Source organism: Mesotoga sp. HF07.pep.5.2.highcov (assembly GCF_003666285.1).
Classification (GTDB): domain Bacteria; phylum Thermotogota; class Thermotogae; order Petrotogales; family Kosmotogaceae; genus Mesotoga; species Mesotoga prima.
In genome coordinates this window covers 1-1,352 of record NZ_JFHJ01000593.1, presented here as the reverse complement: position 1 = coordinate 1,352, position 1,352 = coordinate 1, and the positions used below count along the sequence as shown (strand labels likewise).

General features: G+C 43.6%; 1 protein-coding gene. It reads right to left on the bottom strand.

Going from position 1 to position 1,352, the window contains the following annotated elements; translation table 11 throughout:
• Window positions 1-98 precede the first annotated feature (98 nt).
• The coding region (locus BG32_RS12525) for a hypothetical protein (protein ID WP_121526931.1) at window positions 99-1,352 on the bottom strand (1,254 nt) is incomplete at its 5' end.

Below are 1,352 nucleotides of genomic sequence, written 5' to 3'. Positions count from 1 at the left end.
AAAGAAGAGGCAGTTGAAGAAATAGTGAACTGCTCAGGTACCCAGTTTGACCCGAAACTGGTCCAAATGTTTAAGAGTATCGTGAGCAATGAACTTGTTTAGATCTCGTTGATTACCAGCTTCACCTTTTTGTAGCTGAAGATAGAAATCAAGATAGCTACCGCAAGCGACGCTAGAGAAATCAGGATGAGCCAGATATTTGAATTGCTCTCTGAAGCGCCACTCAGTATTGTTGTTAGTGGCATTATTGCACCAAAGCTGAGGCCCATGCAGATCACCTGGTTCAGAAGGACAAACTTTGTTCTCATAAAAGTATTCGGATTATCCATCTGATCCGGTGGGGATACCAGGACACCCCTGATTCCTAATAGAGAAGAGGTAATATATAGGACGAAGACTATGGGAACTACAACAAAATAGCCGAATGACTCGCCCTTCACGAGTATGCTGGTTGTGAGAACCCCGACGAAGAGAACTGACCCCAGCAGAACGGGCAAGGTTGCCTTCAGGGCTATCATTCTTCCCAGAGAGATGGGAAGTGTCTTTGTCGTTTCAATGAAAGGGAACTCTCTTCCCATAAGAAATGCAGATTGAATTGTTGTAAAAATAGTGCTTATGAGCACCGTAGTAAATATCGAAGCAACAGCGTCATCTGAAATGAGTCCGAAAATCAGACCGAACACTACGGGGTAGAAAAGATAGTATATAAGTTGCTCATAACGCTTATAGATTTTTAGCTCTCTTCTCAGCAACACCCCTCGCGATCTCCCATTAAAGGAGACCGTTTTCGTTCTGCTTTTTGTATAGGAAACCGGTTCAAACTTAATAGATGAAGCTACTCTGAAAAATATGTATCCCAAAACCGGAATTGCCCCAAGGCCTACAAGAAGATAAATCGGCTGCTCCGAAGCTTTTACACTCCAGGTAAAAACGTTCATGGGATTCGAAAGAACTCCCCATGCGGATGCCAGCTTCTGCAAGTACAGCGGTATATTGTCCGTGCTTCTCGGAACCAGCTGAACGATAATAAAAAACATGAAACCAGCGATTATCTGAACAACAAACATCACTTTTCGCGCTGCCGCCCTTGACATGAACTTTCCGAAAGCCACTGAAACTATGGAGGCCAAGAGCACAGTGTCTATTACTACCAGAACGAGCGCGGGAATCCCAATCCATGGACTGGGATCGACTCTCAGATGAAAAGGAAGAGCTATTCCGATGAAGACGGATAAGGTAAGACCCTGATATACAGTCGATATCATTATTTGATAGGCTATTATGCTGACTCTTTTCACGGGAAGAACGAGAAGCATATCTATCTCCTCATTTCTCATGAAGAGATATGATGA